The organism is Bradyrhizobium sp. 76 (genome assembly GCF_023073025.1).
Classification (GTDB): domain Bacteria; phylum Pseudomonadota; class Alphaproteobacteria; order Rhizobiales; family Xanthobacteraceae; genus Bradyrhizobium.
Genome location: NZ_JADPIS010000102.1, coordinates 363,507 through 379,746, shown reverse-complemented (window position 1 = coordinate 379,746; position 16,240 = coordinate 363,507). Strand labels below are relative to the sequence as shown.

Annotated in this window: 15 protein-coding genes and 2 pseudogenes; 8 read left to right on the top strand and 9 right to left on the bottom strand. The window is 64.5% G+C overall.

Annotation, left to right across the window (positions count from 1 at the left end):
• Positions 1-191: 191 nt before the first annotated feature.
• The 3 genes from IVB48_RS25730 to IVB48_RS25720 all read right to left on the bottom strand — a co-directional run bounded on the left by IVB48_RS25730 (position 192) and on the right by IVB48_RS25720 (position 2,552).
• Entirely contained in the window at positions 192-1,121 is a 930-nt protein-coding gene (locus IVB48_RS25730; RefSeq protein WP_247404128.1) for a carboxylesterase family protein, read from the bottom strand.
• A gap of 134 nt (positions 1,122-1,255) precedes the next feature.
• Complete coding sequence (locus IVB48_RS25725; RefSeq protein ID WP_247404125.1) at positions 1,256-1,750, bottom strand: hypothetical protein; 495 nt, start codon at positions 1,748-1,750, stop codon at positions 1,256-1,258.
• 232 nt (positions 1,751-1,982) lie between these two features.
• Positions 1,983-2,552 carry an alpha-ketoglutarate-dependent dioxygenase AlkB gene (locus IVB48_RS25720; protein WP_247404122.1) on the bottom strand — a complete coding sequence of 190 codons (570 nt, stop codon included), beginning with the start codon at positions 2,550-2,552 and terminating at the stop codon, positions 1,983-1,985.
• Positions 2,553-2,631: 79 nt separating this feature from the next.
• Between IVB48_RS25720 and IVB48_RS25715 the strand changes: the two genes are divergently transcribed.
• Entirely contained in the window at positions 2,632-2,772 is a 141-nt protein-coding gene (locus tag IVB48_RS25715; RefSeq protein ID WP_007597071.1) for a hypothetical protein, read from the top strand.
• Here the strand turns inward: IVB48_RS25715 and IVB48_RS25710 are convergent.
• The 3 genes and pseudogenes from IVB48_RS25710 to IVB48_RS25700 form a co-directional block, all read right to left on the bottom strand.
• Positions 2,769-4,356, bottom strand: a pseudogene (locus tag IVB48_RS25710) (ATP-binding protein). The gene IVB48_RS25715 and the pseudogene IVB48_RS25710 sit on opposite strands and share 4 nt — an antisense overlap.
• Positions 4,353-5,057 (bottom strand): response regulator transcription factor, encoded by a 705-nt coding sequence (locus IVB48_RS25705; protein WP_247404119.1) that lies wholly within the window; start codon positions 5,055-5,057, stop codon positions 4,353-4,355. The pseudogene IVB48_RS25710 and the gene IVB48_RS25705 overlap by 4 nt, the downstream one beginning before the upstream one ends.
• A gap of 18 nt (positions 5,058-5,075) precedes the next feature.
• Positions 5,076-6,566 carry a DUF4173 domain-containing protein gene (locus IVB48_RS25700; protein ID WP_247404116.1) on the bottom strand — a complete coding sequence of 497 codons (1,491 nt, stop codon included), beginning with the start codon at positions 6,564-6,566 and terminating at the stop codon, positions 5,076-5,078.
• A gap of 187 nt (positions 6,567-6,753) precedes the next feature.
• Here IVB48_RS25700 and IVB48_RS25695 point away from each other — a divergent pair, with 187 nt between their 5' ends.
• Positions 6,754-8,097 carry a glycoside hydrolase family 3 N-terminal domain-containing protein gene (locus tag IVB48_RS25695; RefSeq protein WP_247404113.1) on the top strand — a complete coding sequence of 448 codons (1,344 nt, stop codon included), beginning with the start codon at positions 6,754-6,756 and terminating at the stop codon, positions 8,095-8,097.
• On the opposite strand, the pseudogene IVB48_RS25690 reads toward IVB48_RS25695, so the two are convergent.
• The 3 genes and pseudogenes from IVB48_RS25690 to IVB48_RS25680 form a co-directional block, all read right to left on the bottom strand.
• Positions 8,094-9,706 (bottom strand): annotated as a pseudogene (locus tag IVB48_RS25690) (ABC transporter substrate-binding protein). The gene IVB48_RS25695 and the pseudogene IVB48_RS25690 overlap by 4 nt on opposite strands.
• Positions 9,707-9,802: 96 nt before the next feature.
• A complete protein-coding gene (gene hydA / locus IVB48_RS25685) occupies positions 9,803-11,257 on the bottom strand; it encodes a dihydropyrimidinase (RefSeq protein ID WP_247404110.1) in 1,455 nt (484 codons plus the stop codon).
• A 113-nt stretch (positions 11,258-11,370) separates the two neighbouring features.
• Positions 11,371-11,979: a TetR/AcrR family transcriptional regulator gene (locus IVB48_RS25680; protein ID WP_247404107.1), complete on the bottom strand. Its 609-nt coding sequence runs from the start codon at positions 11,977-11,979 to the stop codon at positions 11,371-11,373.
• A gap of 102 nt (positions 11,980-12,081) precedes the next feature.
• Here IVB48_RS25680 and IVB48_RS25675 point away from each other — a divergent pair, with 102 nt between their 5' ends.
• The 6 genes from IVB48_RS25675 to IVB48_RS25650 all read left to right on the top strand — a co-directional run bounded on the left by IVB48_RS25675 (position 12,082) and on the right by IVB48_RS25650 (position 16,216).
• Positions 12,082-12,777: a PspA/IM30 family protein gene (locus IVB48_RS25675; RefSeq protein ID WP_247404105.1), complete on the top strand. Its 696-nt coding sequence runs from the start codon at positions 12,082-12,084 to the stop codon at positions 12,775-12,777.
• 36 nt (positions 12,778-12,813) lie between these two features.
• Entirely contained in the window at positions 12,814-13,089 is a 276-nt protein-coding gene (locus IVB48_RS25670) for a YiaA/YiaB family inner membrane protein (protein ID WP_027565500.1), read from the top strand.
• 228 nt (positions 13,090-13,317) lie between these two features.
• The gene (locus IVB48_RS25665; RefSeq protein ID WP_247404102.1) at positions 13,318-14,382 is read left to right on the top strand and encodes an amidohydrolase family protein; all 1,065 of its coding nucleotides are present in this window, start codon (positions 13,318-13,320) and stop codon (positions 14,380-14,382) included.
• A 14-nt stretch (positions 14,383-14,396) separates the two neighbouring features.
• Positions 14,397-15,509: an amidohydrolase family protein gene (locus IVB48_RS25660; RefSeq protein ID WP_247284685.1), complete on the top strand. Its 1,113-nt coding sequence runs from the start codon at positions 14,397-14,399 to the stop codon at positions 15,507-15,509.
• Positions 15,510-15,524: 15 nt separating this feature from the next.
• On the top strand, positions 15,525-15,938 hold the full coding sequence (locus IVB48_RS25655; RefSeq protein ID WP_247404099.1) for a Rieske (2Fe-2S) protein: 414 nt from the start codon (positions 15,525-15,527) through the stop codon (positions 15,936-15,938).
• 71 nt (positions 15,939-16,009) lie between these two features.
• Positions 16,010-16,216 (top strand): hypothetical protein, encoded by a 207-nt coding sequence (locus tag IVB48_RS25650; protein ID WP_247404096.1) that lies wholly within the window; start codon positions 16,010-16,012, stop codon positions 16,214-16,216.
• The last annotated feature ends 24 nt before the right edge of the window (positions 16,217-16,240 follow it).

The window sequence follows — 16,240 nt, the reverse complement described above, 5'->3', positions numbered from 1 at the left end:
TGTGGCCGGATGGCGCGCCGCGATGCGGCGCGTCGCAGCCCGGGCGAAAGCGACAGGCGTGCTGACGGGCTGCAAGAGGTCGTCATGGCCGGGCTTGTCCCGGGCATCCACGTGCTTTGTGCCGCGAGGAAGGCGTGGATGGCCGGGACAAGCCCGGCCATGACGTTGCAGGAGCTGCGTCCGCAACATCGCTACGGCAGCCCGCGCGCCTCGAGCTGATGCACCAGCAGCAGCGTCGGCTCGGCGAGGCTGTCGCCGGAGCCGTCGAGGCCGAAGGCGCTCGCGATGCCGTCGCGGCTGCGCAGCAGCGCGCTACGCGGACAATGGCCGGCGCCGCAGAGCGTCTTCTTCAGGATTTCGCCCTGCGCCGTGATGCCGGCGGAATCATCCGCGGCCCAGGCCAGCACGATCGGGACGTCGACATTGAGGATGCCGGGAAAGACCGAGCGCTTGTTGTACTGGCTGGCGTCGCTGCCGAGATAAGCCTTCTCGCTATCGCTCGCGTCCTTGCCGGCGCGGTAGACCCCGGACACCAGCACGACCGCCGCGACATCGGCGCGGTCGGTCTGGAGTTCGGGATGGGCCAGCAGGGTGGCGACATGGAAGGCGCCGGCGCCGTAGCCGACCGCGACGATCTCGCGGGCATCGCCGTTGAACAGGTCGATATTGCCGTGGACCCAGGACAGCGCCGCCGCCACGTCGGTCGCACCCGCCGGCCACGTCGCCGAGGGCGCCAGCCGGTAGTTGACGCGCACGCCGATCATGTCGTTGCGGGCGGCAAAGCACATGGCCTGGTCCTGGATCTGGCGCGACAGCTCCGGCGCGGCGCGGTCGCCGGTGAAGGTGTCGCCGGTCACGAACAGCAGCACCGGCCGCGGCGTGTCCGCCTTGGTCGTGGCGGTGGCGACATCGAGCACATTGGCTTCGCTCTCGCCGTAGCGCAGGCCGCGCGAGAAGGTGACCTGCTCGCACAGCCGCGCGGTGCCGCCCGCGGTGGTGTCGTTGTCGGTGAGGCCGACCCGGACGAGATCGGACGGCGGGGCCGACCGCATCGGAAGCGGACCGTGTGCGGAGGCTGCCGTCACGCCCAGAATCAGAAAAAATGCGAGAAAATTCTTCATGTCGGTGTTGGCCCTGCGTGCCCGATATGGGCTCGCGCGTTTGGCCCGTCTTTTCAATTCGCCTTATTAGTTAGTTGGTCATGAGGCGATTTCACGGCACCCATGGTTCTCTCGGCACGTCCTCCACGCGTGGTTCAATTCCCCGGCTGGAACGTGCAATCCGCGCCGCTGCCGTCCTTCCGGCGGATGGCGTTGGGGTCGATCGTGCAACTCAGCTTGGTCAGGCTCTCGAAATTCGATCCTGCGGCGCCGTCGGGCGGAATGCCGGCCAGGGCTTCGGTGGCGAAGATCTCGCCGGCCGTGGAGCCGTTCACCGTCCTGGTCTTCTTGCCGAAGGTGACCTCGCAGTTCCGGATGGTGATGTCCACATTACCGGCGCGACAAACGATTCGATCGGCGGTCACCACGATCGGCTTCTTGTAGGGAATGTCGCTGTTGGCGGCGAACAGCATCGCCATCGCCTTCTTCTCGGCGCCGGACAGCACCGACGACAGCGGCGCGATCACCCCCGCGAGTGCCAGCGCCGTCGAGCCCGAGACTTTTGCGGGTGCCGCGTCGGATGCATCGGCGACGCCGGAGGCGGTTCCGACAACGAGGGCGCAGGCGAGGATCAATCGACCGGCTTTCATCTTGCCTCCCTGGACCTGCCATCGCGGCTTCCCTTCCGGGCGGCGCGTGGAACCAGTTTAGCATGTAAACGCGAATTGGAAGGCAAGTTCGCCGGGCCTTGCGCCTTTGCGCGGTGCGGCTGTTTTGCCCCGAGGTGTCAAACGGTTACGCCGCGGGGCCGAGCCTCGCGCCGACACGGCCGTTCTACTGTGCATGGGGTTGTTTTCGCGTTTTTTTTGTTTGGCCGGCCGGTCAGGCCTGCTTCATCGTCCGGAAGGTGATGGAATAGCGGCGCGCCTCGACCGGCGGGATGCTGTGCTCCCATTGCGACCGCGCCTCGCCGTCCATCATGTAAAGCGAGCGCGGCAAGGCTTCGAGTGTGTGACGCTCCCATTTGTCGCCGTTACGACGGCGGAAGCGGAATTTGCAGGACGAGCCCAGCGACAGGCCGAGGATTTTGTCGAAATGCGGCTTGTCGCGATGCCAGCCGATGCCGACGCCGGCGTCGTATTCGGTGCAGAGCACCTGCCGCACGCTGCCGCCGGCGAGACCCGCCCATGCCTCGACCTGCCGCGCGACAGGAAGCACCCAGTCCGGGATCGGCTCGGCCTCGGCCAGCCGCTGCTCTGTGTAGTCATAGCGATAGCCGAAGGACGCCACCCGGCGGTTGCCCTCGAAGGCACCGAACTGGAAGCGCTGGAGCGGCAATGCTGCGATGCGGCCGATGAGCGCCTGCTCGACGGCGGCCTCAACGAAGTCATCGGCATAGCGAAGGCCGGCAGGCCCTGCTTGCGGATCGGCGAACAAACCAAGCTGCGTCATTCCTCGCATTTCCGTGATGGAACCTAATGGTGGCTGATGCGACTTACATATGACGCGGAAAGTAACGTGCGAGGCTGTCATGGCAGAGAAGCATACCGCCGATCCGGCAGAGATCATGCGGGCGACCGGTCATCCTGAACTGGAATACGCCGCCGGCTGGACCATCGCCGGTCTGGTCACCATCGGCACCATCGTCGCCGCCTGGGTGTTCGCGATCTAGCCCATTGGAAACTGGAGCTCGAACGCCGCGCCCTGATCGGTCGGCTTGAGCCTGATCGAGCCGCCATGGCTCGCCATCACCGCGCGCGCGATCGCGAGACCCATCCCGGTACCGCCCTGGTCGCGGCGGGTGGTGAAGAACGCGTCGAAGATCCTGTCGCGGTTCGGCGCCGAAATCGCCTCGCCGTCGTTGGTCACGGTCAGACGCAGGGTCGTGCGCTCGTCGATCGCCTCCAAGGTGATAGCCCCAGCCTTGTGCCGCATCGCATTGTCCGCGAGATGCGACAGCACGATCAGCGCCTTCTCGGCCGACATGCCGATCATCAGGTCGAGTCTGCCGCTGGCCTCGATCGAGCTCGCCGGAAATCGGCTCCTGAGGTCGGCAATCACCGGCGCCAATTCCGTGCGCTCGTTTTGCGGCAGGCTTTCGGCACGCGCGAGTTCGCGCAGCCGCTGCGCCATCGCTTCCAGCCGCTTTGTGTCGGACAGGATGTTGGCGATGAACGTCTCCTGCTCGGCCGGCGTCAGGCTGCCCGCTTTGCCCTGAACCGAATCCTGCAACAGCTCGGCGGCGCCCTTGATCGAGGTCAGCGGCGATTTCAATTCGTGGGTGAGATGGGCCGAGAACGTCGCGATATAGTCCGAGCGCCGCGCCAGCTGTTCGGCCATGCCGAGGAAGCTGTGTGAGAGCTGCGCGAACTCGCGCGTACCGTAATGTCGGAGCGGCCTGAACGCCTCACGGTCGCCGCGGCCTATTCTGGTGGCGCGATCGATCAGCTCGCGCATCGGCAGCGTGATGGTGCGCGAGAATACGAGGCCGATCGCGATCGTGCCGAGAACCACGGCGAGCCCCGCCAGCACGAACTTGGCCCGCTCCTGATAGAGATGGTCGAAGATGTTGCTCGGCGTCCGCGTCGTGTAGATCACCCCCGCGACGCGGTTGTTGACGATGACAGGCATTGCCGAAAACACGTGGACGCCGAGGCCGCGGCTGAAGGAATAGATCGACGGCGGCGGCTTGTCGGGCACGCGGTTGCGCAGGGGTGGCGCGGTATTGCCCATGCAGCGCGTCCGCGACCTCCTCGATGTGGGCGAGCGACTGCCCGACCTCCTGCCGCCCGGCGATCACCACGCCTTGGGGATCGAGGATGCGAAAGCCTGCCAGCGTCACCTTTTGGGTCTCGCGGATGATCGGCGTCAGCTTTGCGCCGATCTCGACATAGACGGGCTGCGGCGGCTGTGGAGCGGTTTGCGCCTCTGGCCGCCGCCGCAGCAGGTCGTTGGCGGTGAGGTCAAGCGCGGGACGGATCGGGGTGACCTGGTCGCCTGGATCAGGCAGCACGTTCGTCGGCACCTCGGCGCCGAGCGTCAGGCCGCTGTCGAGGCGCGCCGTGACCTCCTGCGCGTAGATCGTCGCGAGCACGCGGCTCTGCGCGATCAGCTCGGCCTGGGTCTGGCGGATCAGCTGGTTGTCGTAGAGACGGAAGAAGAACAGGCCGACCAGCGGCAGCACGCCGACGGTCGCCAGCACCGTGAAGATCACCAGGGTGAGCGACGGCCGCCATTTGTCCGGCGCCGCGCTCATGCGTCCTTCTCGCAGCGGCCGAGCTTGAAGCCCACGCCGTGGATGGTCTCGATGACATTGTCGCAGGCCAGCGCCGCGAGCTTGGCGCGGATGTTGCGGATGTGGCTGTCGATGGTGCGGTCGGAGACCTGGATGTTGAGCTGGTAGGCGGCCCGCATCAGCTGCTCGCGATTGAACACGGAGGTCGGCCGGGTCAGGAACGCGCGCAAGATGCCGAACTCGATCGCGGTCAGCTTCAGCGGCGTGCCGGCGAACGACGCGACATGCTGCTCGGGATCGATCAACAGGCCGCCTTGCGCGAGTGCCGACGGCCCCGCCTTGGCCTCGCCATTGCGCGGGCCGAGACGGCGCAGGATGACGTTGACCCGTGCCACCAGCTCGCGCGGGCTGAACGGCTTCGTCACGTAGTCGTCGCCGCCGATCTCGAGGCCGAGGATGCGGTCGATCTCCTCGTCGCGCGCCGACAGGAACAGGATCGGCACGTCGGAGCCTTTGCGCACCTCGCGGCAGACTTTGAGGCCGTCGAATTCGGGCATGCCGATGTCGAGCACGATGAGATCGGGCTTGTCGGTGGCAAAGCGGCTCAGCGCCTCCTTGCCGTCGCGCGCTTCGATCACGTCCATGCCGGCCTTCTTTAGCGCAACGCGGATGACCTCGCGGATGTGGCCCTCGTCGTCCACGATGAGAATGCGATGCGCCAAGAACCTCTCCGCTCCCCGTCAGCCTGCCGGCCGAACTTTCTCCAGCGCGTCCAGCCTGCGCTGGAGCCGCCAGTTCCGAAAGCCCCAGCTCCGCCAGGCCATATCCTGACGCTGGACTTCTACAAGCCGATCGCGCCGCGACACAAGGCAGTTGTCGCCCGGGCGATGAGCGATGACCTTGTCGATCGCAGGCAGCGCCTGCGGCCCGAGTGTGAGGAGATAATTGGCGTCGATGCTCAAGCCCTTACCCGACATTTCGTTGCTGTGGCTCAGATTATAGTCGGCGATGAACGCATCGAAGTTCATCAGCGAGCAGCCATACAGCGCGATCGTTAACGCGATCAGATTGGCGCCGACGAGCCATTGGTTGGACCTGTCGAGCACGATCCGGGCCACGATCAGGATCAGCCCGAGCGCCACCAGCCCCATCCAGATGAAGGCGGCGATGCGCCAATAGGTCAGTATGTAGATGTCGACGTAGAGGTCGAGGCGGAGGATGGAGGACGCGACCAGAAGCACATTCTGCCCGACCCAGAGATAGACCAGCGGCCGGATCACCTTTGATTTCTCGACCGGTCCACCCGGACGCATCGCCACTAGCACGAAGGCGGCGGCGAGGAGGGCGGTGGCGATCAGCGGGTAGGCGCCGCGATGGGCATAGCCCGCATATGTCAAATTGGCCGGCAGCGCGACATGGCCCCAGAGGTAGATGCCGTCGAGAATGGACTGTGCCGCGAACAGCAGATTGAACAGGATCAGCGAGCGCAGGATGGTGGAGGGGCCCAGGAACTGAGCCGAGACTTGGGACGGCAGCGGCGGCGGCACGGAGCCGTCGACGACCGTCGTGGTGGCAATCGTCCTGCGCCGCCAGCGCACATGGATGAACGGCCAGACCAGGGCCAGCATCATGGTCCAGAACAGCACGCGCGGGATGCTGATATACTCGAAGATGAGCTTTGGATTGAGCAGAGACACCCACTGCTCGATCACCGGATTGGCCGCCGCGAACAGCGCGACGAAGACGGTGCTCATCACAGCAGGCATCAGCCAGAGTGCGATGCCCCGGGTGAATCCCGACATGTTGAAGATCTGCAGCGCGTCGAGGAAGAATCTGAAGGGCCCGAGCAGGAAGAAATTGCGCAGCGCGCGCGCACGTTCAGTGAGCCCGGTCGTTTCCGGATTGGTCGCGATCAGAAGCGCAATGGCCAGCGCCATGGTGAGGATCAGGAAGGACAGCATGTTGAGCTCCTCGACCGCCGGTGCGAGGCCGGCGACGAGAATGGCCGCGCCGATCATGGCGCGCCGCAGATCCAGAGCCGCATGATTGAACAGCATCGACACGCAAGCCATCGCGATCACAAACAGCGTCAGCGACAGCCCGATCCTCGGACCATAGAACAGCCAGTCGGCGAGCGCAGCGAGAACCAGCGCGAGGCCGACCTTGGCCGGGATCGAGGAATGCCTGATCGGCTGGATTTCCGCTGCAATTGTCGAAGCCAGGCTCGTCATTTCAAGAAGACCTTTCGTGATGGGTGGCATCACGAAGTCTGAACGTCGTTTGTGCAGAAGGCGGGATCGTCGTCTGCACGGCTTCAGGAGTCTTTTGCAGATTATGTGCAGGCGCGGTTTTAGTCCTTACGCGGCGCAAATCGCTTTGATAGGTGCGATGCATACATCACCTTGGGCGTGACGCATCATGCAGCTCCTAAACCGCACCGGTCTCATCCTGCTCTGGCTGGCCGCCCCTCTCGTCGCATTTGCGGCCGCTAACAAGAACGATCCCTATCTGCTCGTGCTGCGCGGCGCCGGAAACATCGCGCTTGTCGTCACAAGCATCGTGATCGTCATCGTGCTGCTGCGCAGGGGACGTTGGTGCACAACCGCCGGCAAGCTGCTCGTCATGCTCTGGTGCGTTCCGCCGCTCCTGATGTCGGCGGCGCACCTGAAATTCGAACTGCGCAAGCACGATGTTCTTGCCGCCAGTGCGGCCGAGGCGGGTCAGCTCGGACCTCACTTCATGGTCGGCTATTCCTCCCTCCCGGAGGTCGCGCGCCTCGCCGAGCAAGGCTTGATCGGCGGTGTCTACGTCACCCGGCACAACATCCGGGGCCGGACAGTCGAGGCGCTGCGTGCCGAGATCGCGGCGCTACAGGACAAGCGGCGCGCCGCCGGCCTGCCGCCGCTGGTCGTTGCGGCGGACCAGGAGGGCGGCATCGTCGGGCATCTTGCGCCGCCGCTGACGAAGCTGCCGGCGCTGGCGACGCTCGCCGGGCTTGCTCCCGATGACCAGCAGGCCAAAGCGGCAGAGTTCGGCCGCATCCACGGACGTGAACTCGCCGGGCTCGGCGTCAACCTCAATCTGGCGCCGGTGCTCGATCTCAAACCGCCGGTCCGGCGCAATCGCCTCGACTTCCACACCCTGATCGGTCAGCGCGCGATTGCGACCGATCCCGCCGTGGTCAGCGCGATCGCGAGCGCCTATGTACGCGGGCTGGAACAATCCGGCGTCGGCGCCACGCTCAAGCATTTTCCCGGCATCGGGCGCGTGCGCACCGACACGCATCATTTCAGCGCCAATCTTGATACGCCGGTGAAGGAGTTGGAAGCAACCGACTGGCTTCCGTTCCGCGAGGTGCTGTCGCATTCGCGCAGCGCGCTCATGGTCGGCCACGTCACGCTCACGGCCGTCGATCCCGATCGCGCCGCCTCGCATTCGAAGCGTGTCGTCGAGGAGATTATTCGCGACAAATGGGGCTATCAGGGCGTCGTCATGACCGACGATCTCGTGATGGGCGCGATCTACCAGCACGACGTCTGCCAGGCCGTTGTCGAGGCGATCAACGCGGGCGTCGATCTGCTGCTGGTCGCCTATGACGGCGCGCAATTCTACCGGATTTTTGCTTGCGCCTTGGATGGATCGCGGCGGGGCAGGCTCAATACGGCGATGCTGCGCGCGAGCGAAGCGCGGCTCGCGCGGGGTTTCCCGTCCGAGCAGGCGCGAGCCGTCTCAAGCACCGTCAGCGTCGCCCGCCAAAACTAGCCCTTCGCGAACTGGCGGTAGTCCGGCTCGCGATGAAACCAGAACTCGTAACCGGTGATGGCCTTCTGCATGGCGACATCGTGGATCGGCTGGTTGAGCGGGACGACGGGAACATCGCGCATGCAGAGCGCGATGAAATCCTTCACGGCCTTGTCGTACTCGGCAGCATCCGTGGTGAACCGCGCCTTGTCGATCAGCGCGTCCATTTCCTTGTTCTGGTAGGAGGAGATGTTGAAGATCGAGTTGTTGCCGTGGAAATTCCAGTAGAAGTAATATTCGGGATAATCGAGCCAGCCGCTGAAACGATTCAGCGCGAGCGGCAGCTCCTTCTTGTTCAGCGTGGTGCGCCAGTTCGCGCCGGGAATCTTGTCGATCGCCGCCTTGATTCCGATCTTGGCGAGGCTTTCCTGGATCAGGATCGCGGTCGGCTCGCCGACCGTGGCGGTGCCGGTGTCGAGCGACAACGTCGTCTCCAAGCCGGTTTCGAATCCCGCCTCCTTCATCAGGGCCTTGGCCTTGTCGAGATCGGTGGCGTAGGGAAACGCCTGCGGCCAGACCGGCTTTGAGACGTCCGCTGCTCCGCCATACATGGGCACGGCGCGTCCGAAGAACGCGCTGTTCTGGATCTGTTCATAGGGCATCGTCCAGGCGACGGCCTGGCGCAGCTTCACATTGTCGAACGGCGGCTTTGCCGTGTTCAGCGCGACGGACCAGAGCGCGTACGGGATCGGCACGCCCGAGACCTTGACCTTGCCTTCCTTGATGATCTGCTCGAAGTCACGCGGCGCAAAGCCGCTGGAGATATCCGCATCACCCCGCTCCAGCATAGCGCGGCGGGTGCCGGCGGAGGGGACGTCGCGCGCGATCACGCGCTTGAGCTTCGGGAGAGGTCCGCTCTTCCAATCGTCGAAGCGCGCCAGCACCGTCTCGCTGCCCGGCTTCCAGCTTTCGATCCTGTAAGCGCCGCCGCCGGCCTCGTTGTTCCTGAGCCACGCCAGTGCCCACGGGTCTTCCGACGTCGCGTTCTTTTTCGCGAGCTCCGAGTTGATGATGAAGGGCACGACCACCGCGACGTTGAACAGCAGCATCTTGTCCTTGCGCACATAGTCGATGCGGAAGGTGTGGTCGTCGACCACGATGAACTGCTCGGACTTTTCCAGCGATCCCGCCGACATCTGGAAGGTCGGAAAGCCGCCGACCTTCACCGCGCGGTCGAACGACCATTTGACGTCTTTCGCCGTGACCGGCGTACCGTCGTGGAATTTGGCGTCCTTCCGTAGCTTGAAAGTGCAGGACATGCCGTCGGTTGCAACCTCCCAGCTCTCGGCGAGTTCAGGCGCGAGCTTTTCGCGGTCAGGGTGCCGTCGGGGAGCGTCTTCGAGGCGTAGCTCAGCAGGCGATCGTAGCAATTCCAGGACAGCCCGTTCACGGTCTGGTTGGAGCCGACGCCCTGCATGTCGAGCGAGTTCGGCCCGAGCTCCTGCACCACCAGCAGCGTCTCGCTGCGCCCCTGCGCCGAGGCAAAGCGCGGAGCGAGGGCGGTCATTCCGGCAAGGCCGAGACCGCCGAGCACGCCGCGGCGGTTTAGGTTGAAAGATGATGCGCTCATGGGTGCCTCACTCCAGAGAGATTTGCACCATAAAGAGGCAAGGCGCATGCCATCGGCCGCGCTTCACGGCGTCGCATGCTGCGCGGACCTTCAGTTCTACGGCGTCACCGCGCCGCGGCTCACGGCCCGCGGGGCGGTCAGCTCTTTCCAGGTGGAATTGGCGACATGCACGGGCGAGAACGCCGGGCGCTCGACATAATGGCCGTCGCCGGCCTCGGCGCGCAGATTGCCATCTTTCCAGACGATTCGGCCGCGCGACAGTGTCGCCGCCGGTCCGCCGGTGCATGAAAAGCCCTCGAACACGTTGTAATCGATCCGGCTCATCTGCCGCTTCGCGCTGATGGTCCTGCTCGCCTTGGGATCCCAAACCACGATATCCGCGTCCGAGCCGATGGCGACCGCGCCTTTGCGCGGATAGATGTTGAGGATGCGGGCGATGTTCGCAGAGGTCACGGCGACGAATTCTTCCTTCGTCAGCCGCCCCGTGGTGACGCCCGCGCTCCACAGCAGCGCGAGGCGATCTTCGAGGCCGCCGGTGCCGTTCGGGATCTTCCTGAAATCGGCGAGCCCGAACCGCTTCTGCTCGGTGGTGAAGGCGCAGTGGTCGGTCGCGACCACCTGCAGCGAGCCGGCTTGCAGGCCGGCCCAAAGACTATCCTGATGCGACCTGTCGCGGAACGGCGGCGACATCACGCGCTGCGCGGAATGATCCCAATCCTTGTTTTGATATTCACCCGCGTCGAGCAGCAAGTGCTGGATCAGCGGCTCGCCGTAGACGCGCTTGCCCGCCGCACGTGCGCGCGCGATCGCCTCATGCGCTTCGCGGCAGCTCGTGTGCACGATGTAGACCGGCGTCCCCGTCATGTCGGCAATCATGATGGCGCGGTTGGTGGCTTCGCCCTCGACCTCCGGAGGTCGTGAATAAGCGTGTCCCTCGGGCCCGGTGACACCGCGCGCGATCAGCGCCTCCTGCATCAGGGCGACGACGTCGCCGTTCTCCGCATGCACGACCGGCATGGCGCCGAGATGGGCGCAGCGAGCGAACGAGTTGTAGAGCTCGTCGTCGTTCACCATCAGCGCGCCCTTGTAGGCCATGAAGTGCTTGAAGGTGTTGATGCCGTAGGTTTTGACCACGGTCTCCATCTCGTCATGGATCTGCTTCGACCACGACGTTACCGCCATGTGGAAGCCGTAGTCGGAGGCCGCCTTCTCGGATTTGTGCCGCCACTCCTGATAGGCCGCGAGCATCGACTGGCCTGGATCGGGCAGGCAGAAATCCACCACCATGGTGGTGCCACCGGCCAGCGCCGCCTTGGTTCCCGATTCGAAATCGTCCGCGGTGACCGTGCCCATGAACGGCATTTCGAGATGGGTGTGCGGATCGATGCCGCCCGGGATGACGTAAGCGCCGCCCGCATCGATGATCTCGCACCCCGTCGGCGCATCGAGCGATTGCCCGACCGCGACGACGGTCTCGCCGTCGATCAGCACGTCCGCGCGGCGCGAATGATCATGATTGACGACGGTGCTGCCGCGGATGAGGAGGGGCATGGGAGGCTCCCGAGAGAGGCGTGAACCTCGCGAAGCTAGGCGCGCTGCATGCGCCGCGACAGGTGAAATTTTAGTCAGGCGTGGCCGACAGTTGAGCTGTGCTGTCCCGGCCTCTACGCCGCCCGCGCGATCAGTCCGTCAATCATCGCGCGCACCAGGCCCGCGATTTCCTTCCGGAGCGCCGGCAGTGGTACCGCGACCAGCTTCTGCTCCAGGCCCAGCGCCACCATGCCATGCACCGCCGAGAACAGGCTGCGCGCGGTGATGCCGAGCTCCTCCCGACTGCGTTGTGGAAACAGCGCGGCCAGCGGCTGGTAGACATGGCGGAACAGCCGCATCTGGTCGTCGATGGACCAGTCGGGGAGGGGCTTGTCGGGGTCCATGCGGTGCTCGAACAGCGCGCGCCACAGTTCGAGATTCTCCGCGGCGAAATCGCAATAGGCGAGGGCGATGCGGACCAGAATCTCCTGTGGCGACGGCTCGCCCGCACCTTCCGCCACGCTCAGGGTCTGGTCGAGCCGAAGCAAGGTGCGCGAGCCCACGCGCAGGATCAGCTCATCCACATCGGCGACGAGATTGTAGACCGCGCCGTTGGCGCAGCCGATCTCGCGGGCGAGATCGCGGGTTTTCAGGCCCGCCAATCCCCTGTCGGCGATCATTCGTTCCGCCGCCAGGACCAGGTCGGATCGAAGGTTCTCTCGACGTTCCAATGCCTTAGTCATCCGCGATCAAATTTCTGAGCATTGCTCAAATATTTATTGAACGATGTTCAAGTTTATTGCTACAAACCATCCGTGAGCAACGCTCATAACAGGGAGCTTCAGATGTTCAAGACCGTAGTGACGCTTTTCCGCGGCAGCGTGGCCGCCGCCGGCGAGGAGCTGGAGGACCGGACGGCCCTTCTGATCCTCGATCAACAGATGCGCGACGCGGCCGCCGCCGTCGAGCGTGCCAAACGGACGCTGGCGCTGGCGATCGCCCAGGACCAGCAGGAAGGCCGCAAGCTCGAGGCGACCGTCGCCCGCATCGCCGATCTCGAGACGCGCGCGGTAGCGGCGCTCGATGGCGGCCGCGAGGATCTCGCCAACGATGCCGCCGAAGCCATCGCAGGTCTGGAGGCCGATCGCGATGCGGCACTGACGGCACGTGCGCTGTTCGCAACCGAAATCGCGCGGCTGAAGCGGCACGTCGCAAGCGCGCAGGCCCGCATCACCGAGCTCGACCGCGGCCGCCGCGTCGCCCGTGCCTCGGAGGCGGTGCGCTCGCTTCGCCGCAGCGGCATCGGGGCGGCACGCCCCTATGAATCCACACTGCCGGAGGCGGAGAGCACTTTGAGGCGACTTCGTGAGCGGCAGATGGAAGCCCAGGCCGCCGACGACGCGCTGGTCGAGCTCGATGCGGCCACCGGTCCGCTCGCCACCGCCGAAAAACTCGCCGAGCAGGGTTTTGGCCCCCGGCTCAAGACGACCGCGGACGACGTGCTGGCGCGGTTGAAGTCCAAGCGCATGCCGACTGCCTGATCCCAACTCCATCATTGGAACCAACAGGAGACCATCATGAACCAGAACGGCCAGCCCCACAGCGGCGCCTGGGTGACTTTCACTTACGCGTCCTTCGCAGCCTCCGCGTTCCTCATTGCCATCGGCATCTTCTTCCTCCCGATCGACCTCTGGATGAAGGGTTATCTCACCATGGGCATCGTCATGCTGATCCAGACTTGCATCACCCTGACCAAGACGGTCCGCGACAACCATGAAAGTAGCCGGATGGTGAACCGCATCGAGGATGCCAAGGCGGAACGTCTGCTGATGGAAGTCTCCAAGGCTGCCTGACTGGCATAGACAATCCGCAAGGAAGCAGCGGAGCAATGCGCTCCGCGGCTTCGCGCGCCGGAACGCATTTCGCCACAGCTCATATCGCGCCTGCGAAATGCAACATAGCCATGACGATCGCGCGGGCGTGCGCTCTTGCGCAACCGCACGGGCAGGGGCAGTCTTTACAGGCGGCGCACAAGAACGCCGCCAATAAGATGTGCTTACAAGATCTCGGCGAGGAACCTCATGGCAGCGACGCGGATCGACTGCGACATCCACCCGGCGGTTGGTGGCACGCGCACGACGCTGCTGCCCTATCTCAGCGATCACTGGAAAGAGCAGGTGGTGAGCCGCGCCATCGATGGATTCGATCTCACCTCCTATCCACCGAGCATGCCGCTGGCGGGCCGTACCGACTGGCGTCCGGCGAACGGCGCAAAGCCTGGTTCCGATCTTGCGATGGTACAGAAGGGCGCATTCGAGCAGTTGGGTGCCAGCCACGCGATCCTCAACGTGCTCTACGGCGCTCAGGCCGTGTTCGATCCCTACATGGCGGCCGACTTCTGCAAGGCGATCAACGATTGGATCGCGACTGAGTGGCTGTCGCGCGATCCGCGCTTGCGTGCCTCGATCGTGGTGCCGATGCAGGACCCGGATCTGGCGGTCGAGGAGATCGAGCGCCGCGCCGGCGATCACCGCTTCGTCTCGATCCTCGTGCTGGCGCAGGGCGAGACGCTGCTGGGACGGCGGCATTTCTGGCCGGTCTATCGGCTCGCGGAAAAGTACAAGCTGCCGCTCGCGATCCACGCCGGCACGCAATATCGGCAGGCGCCGAGTTCGGCCGGATGGCCGTCGCACCGCTACGAATATTACTTCGTCGAGGCGCAGGCGTTTCAGGCGCAGATCTTGAGCCTGATCTATGAGGGCGTGTTCGGCAAGTTTCCGAACCTCAAGGTCGTGCTGATGGAATCCGGCGTAAGCTGGCTGCCGGCCTTCATGTGGCGCGCCAACAAGACCTGGCGCGGAGTGCGCGTCGAGGTGCCCTGGGTCGAGCGCGAGCCGGCTGAGATCATTCGCGAGAATTTCCGCGTCACCATGCAGCCGTTTGATGCGCCGGGCGACGCCAGAAGCGTCGAGGAGATCATCGACCAGATCGGCTCGGAAAAAATGTTCCTGTTCGCGTCCGACTATCCGCACTGGCAGTTCGACGGCGACGATCCGATCCCGCCGAACCTGCCGAATAGCATTATCTCGAAGATGTGCGTCGACAACCCGCTGGAGACGTTTCCGCGGCTGTCGCTCGCCAACTGACTTTGGAGGTTCGCATGGATGAGGTCATCGACCGCCCGCTGCGGGAAGACGAGAAGCCCGCCGCTTCGCGGCTGCGCATCGTCGATTGCGACGTCCATCCGAGCCTGCATTCGCCCGACGACCTCAACGAGTTCTTGCCCAAACGCTGGCAGCAGCATCTGAAGGAATATGGCAGCCATTTGCGCACGCCCTATCTGTTCACCACGCCCTATCCGCGCTCCTCGCCGCTGATCGCGCGCCGCGATGCCTGGCCGCCGACCGGCGGACCGCCCGGCTCGGATCTCGCCTTCATGCAGAAGCAGCATCTCGATCCGCTCGACGTCGAGTTCGGGATTTTGCAGGTGCTCGATCTCTTCATCTTCTCGCAGCAGAACCTCGAATTCGGCGCCGCGATCCAGCGCGCCATCAACGACTGGCAACTGGCGTTCTGGTCGCATCGCGACCCGCGTCTGAAAGCTTCGATCCTGGTCGGCCAGGACGGCGTTGATCTCGCCATTGCCGAGATCGAACGTTGCGCGAAAATCGGCGAGTACGTCCAGATCAACGTCTCGCCGCGCGCCAACGAGCCGCTCGGCCGCCGCCGCTATTGGCCCATCTACGAACGTGCGCAGGCGCTGGGCTTGCCGCTCGGCATCCATGTCGGCGGCTATGGCGGGCATGCGCCGACCGGTGGCGGCTGGCCGTCCTATTATGTCGAGGAGCACCAGTCCAACGCGCACACGATTGCGGCGCAGCTTGCCAGCCTCGTGATCGAGGGCGTGCCGGAGCGCTTTCCAAAATTGAAGTTCGTCTTCATCGAGGGCGGCTTCGGTTGGATCCCGTCCGCGGTGTGGCGGATGGACCAGCATTTCGAGCGCTTCCGCAGCGAGGTGCCGCATCTCAAGCGCAAGCCGTCAGAATATGTCCGCGAGCATTTCTGGTTCACGACGCAGCCGATCGACGAACCTGACGAAGCCCGGCACCTGCGCTCGCTAATCGAATGGGTCGGCATCGATCGTCTCTTGTTCTCGTCGGACTATCCCCACTGGGATTTCGACGATCCGCGCTTCGCCTTCAAGACGCCGCTGACGGAAGCCGAGCGAAAGAAGATCTTCAGCACCAATGCCCGCGCGGTCTACAAGTTCTGAGGAGGTCTGCACGGTATGGCCCGTCACATCGTCGCGTCCACCTCGGAGATCCCACCCGGTGGCAACAAGGTCGTCGATGTCGCCGGCCGCGACATTGTCGTGTTCCACGTCAATGGCGAGTTCTTCGCTTTGCTGAACCGCTGTCCGCACGAAGGCGCGCCGCTGGAGAAAGCGGCCTGTGTCGCGCGACTGACCTCGCCCGAGCTCGGCATCTATCAGCGCTCGCGCGTCGGCGAGATGCTGCGCTGTCCCTGGCATGGCTGGGAGTTCGACATGCGCAACGGCCAATCCTGGTTCGACCCGAAGCGCGTCAAGATTAGGTCATATCCGGTCGCGGTGGAGCGGGGCGAGGAACTCCAGAAAGGTCCGTATGTCGCCGAGACGTTTCCGGTGCATGTCGAGGACAGCTACGTGATTGTCGAGGTCTGAGCAGCCGTTTCGGATTGTGATTTCGCCGCAGGTGGGATAAGCCTCGCCCGCATTTATGGCGGAGACGAGCTTTGTCGAAACAATCCCTGCGTGAGGAGGCCGAGCGCCTGATCCGCGAATCGATGGAAAAGAAAACCGTCGTCGTCAAGCAGGGCGATACCCGCATCGAGGCCGTCTGTGGTAAATGCGGCGCCCCGAACCGTGTGCAGGCGCCAAAGGGGCAAACCCGCATCAAGTTCTCCTGCAAGAATTGCGGGCATCAGCAAGAGACGCTGTAGAGCGCCCCCTGTGTAAACCCTCAT

Excerpts from the sequence above, each read along its gene's own strand:
- hydA (WP_247404110.1), bottom strand. The coding sequence starts at position 11,257 with ATGCCCCTCCTCATCCGCGGCAGCACCGTCGTCAATCATGATCATTCG.
- IVB48_RS25695 (WP_247404113.1), top strand. The coding sequence starts at position 6,754 with ATGCAGCTCCTAAACCGCACCGGTCTCATCCTGCTCTGGCTGGCCGCC.
- IVB48_RS25670 (WP_027565500.1), top strand. The coding sequence starts at position 12,814 with ATGAACCAGAACGGCCAGCCCCACAGCGGCGCCTGGGTGACTTTCACT.
- IVB48_RS25715 (WP_007597071.1), top strand. The coding sequence starts at position 2,632 with ATGGCAGAGAAGCATACCGCCGATCCGGCAGAGATCATGCGGGCGACC.
- IVB48_RS25700 (WP_247404116.1), bottom strand. The coding sequence starts at position 6,566 with ATGACGAGCCTGGCTTCGACAATTGCAGCGGAAATCCAGCCGATCAGG.
- IVB48_RS25665 (WP_247404102.1), top strand. The coding sequence starts at position 13,318 with ATGGCAGCGACGCGGATCGACTGCGACATCCACCCGGCGGTTGGTGGC.
- IVB48_RS25660 (WP_247284685.1), top strand. The coding sequence starts at position 14,397 with ATGGATGAGGTCATCGACCGCCCGCTGCGGGAAGACGAGAAGCCCGCC.
- IVB48_RS25655 (WP_247404099.1), top strand. The coding sequence starts at position 15,525 with ATGGCCCGTCACATCGTCGCGTCCACCTCGGAGATCCCACCCGGTGGC.
- IVB48_RS25680 (WP_247404107.1), bottom strand. The coding sequence starts at position 11,979 with ATGACTAAGGCATTGGAACGTCGAGAGAACCTTCGATCCGACCTGGTC.
- IVB48_RS25730 (WP_247404128.1), bottom strand. The coding sequence starts at position 1,121 with ATGAAGAATTTTCTCGCATTTTTTCTGATTCTGGGCGTGACGGCAGCC.
- IVB48_RS25720 (WP_247404122.1), bottom strand. The coding sequence starts at position 2,552 with ATGACGCAGCTTGGTTTGTTCGCCGATCCGCAAGCAGGGCCTGCCGGC.
- IVB48_RS25675 (WP_247404105.1), top strand. The coding sequence starts at position 12,082 with ATGTTCAAGACCGTAGTGACGCTTTTCCGCGGCAGCGTGGCCGCCGCC.
- IVB48_RS25725 (WP_247404125.1), bottom strand. The coding sequence starts at position 1,750 with ATGAAAGCCGGTCGATTGATCCTCGCCTGCGCCCTCGTTGTCGGAACC.